Raw genomic sequence first — 1,796 nt, forward strand, 5'->3', positions numbered from 1 at the left:
TGTTTTACTTATAAACTAGGCGAAGCTTTAATGCAGGCTAATAAAAATTGGTATGGGGGGGGGTATATCAAATTTATATTCAAAGATGTTCCTAGGTTGAAGAGGGAAAGAATAAAGAGATAAAGAATATTAGACTTAGCAATATTCTAGTCTAATATTCTTTTTATTGTATAACAATGGTTTCTTTTTCTGTGGTTTTTTGAAAATTAATAAATTTTTGGTATTATTGATACTTCATCCTATAACAAAATGGAGTCATATCATGACAACTCATATCTATGATTTTTTAGAAAAAAGTCTAATCAAATTTAGCGAAAAAACTGCTTTTGTAGAACCTTTTGCTAAGGAAAGAAAAGAAATCACTTACAAAGACTTTGATCTTTTTTCTAAAAAACTAGCCAGTGAAATTTTAAAAACTTTAGGAAATGATAATCTTATTCAAGCTCCTGTTTTAATCATCTTGCCTAAAGGGATTGATTGTTTGATTTCATTCTTTGGAGTGGCATTAAGTGGAAATTTTTATACCCTTTTAGATGAAAAAAGTCCTAAAGAAAGAATAGAAAAAGTCATAGAGGTTTTAAAGCCTAAACTTTTTATCACTTCAAAGGATTTAAATTTTAACTTAGATTTGCCTACGCTTTATACACAAGACTTTGAAAGTTTTAATATAGATGAGAATTTAATAAAAAATGCTAAAGAAAAACACATAGATACTAATTTACTCTATGTTCTTTTTACTAGCGGGAGCACAGGCATTCCTAAAGGAGTAAGCATAGCTCATAAAAGTGTGATTGATTATGTCTTCCACTTTTGTGCGGCTTTTGAAATTGATGAGAATGAAATTTTAGCCAATCAAGCACCATTTTATTTTGATGCTTCTATAAGAGATATTTTTCCAACTATATTTTGTGGAGCAATGCTCCATATTTTACCTAATCATCTTTTTGCTTTTCCTAATAAAATTTTAGAATGCTTAGAGCAAGAAAAAGTTAGTATGATTTCTTGGGTTCCAACTGTATTAACGTATTTTGCAAATGAAAAAGAATTGAAAAAAAATCTGCTTGTTAATCTTAAAAAAATTGTTTGGAGTGGTGAAATTTTTCCAACTAAATATTTTAACATTTGGCGTAAACACTTACCCAATGCTTTATTTGCCAACCTTTATGGCCCTACAGAAATCACTGGAACTTGTTGTTATTGCATTATTGATAGACAGTTCAAAGATGAAGAACTTTTACCTATAGGCAAAGCATATAAAAACACAGAACTTTTAGTTTTTGATGAAAATATGAATTTCATAAGTCCTAAACAAATAGGTGTTAAAGGGGAACTTTTCGTGCGTGGAACTTCTTTGTCTTTAGGGTATTATAATGACAAAGAAAAAACCAAACAAGCTTTTATACAAAATCCTTTGCATGATAATTATTTAGATTTACTCTATAAAACAGGAGATATTGTTTCTTATAATGAATTTGGAGAGCTTTTGTGCTATGGAAGAGCAGATAATCAGATCAAATATATGGGACATAGGATAGAGCTTGGAGAAATAGAAAGCGTGATAAATTCTCATGCAAGTGTAAAAAACAGCGCTTGTATTTTTAAAGAAGATATTATTTGTTTTTATGAAAGCAAAGAAGAGCTTGATTTTAAATCTTTTTTAAAAGATAAATTACCTTCTTATATGATCCCAAAAAATTTTATTAAAATTAACAAATTTAAGCTTAATCAAAATGGTAAAATTGATAGGAAAGTTTTAAAAGAACTTGTTTAAATAAATATTTTATAATTTCAAAAAA

The 1,796-nt window shown here is 28.0% G+C and carries 1 protein-coding gene; it reads left to right on the forward strand.

The genetic code is table 11. The features are described from left to right. Positions 1–262: 262 nt before the first annotated feature. Positions 263–1,771: an amino acid adenylation domain-containing protein gene (locus tag AJN64_RS04270; protein ID WP_070292736.1), complete on the forward strand. Its 1,509-nt coding sequence runs from the start codon at positions 263–265 to the stop codon at positions 1,769–1,771. Positions 1,772–1,796 lie beyond the last annotated feature (25 nt).

The organism is Campylobacter sp. BCW_4332, from assembly GCF_001763175.1.
In the GTDB taxonomy this organism is placed as follows: Bacteria; Campylobacterota; Campylobacteria; order Campylobacterales; family Campylobacteraceae; genus Campylobacter_D; species Campylobacter_D jejuni.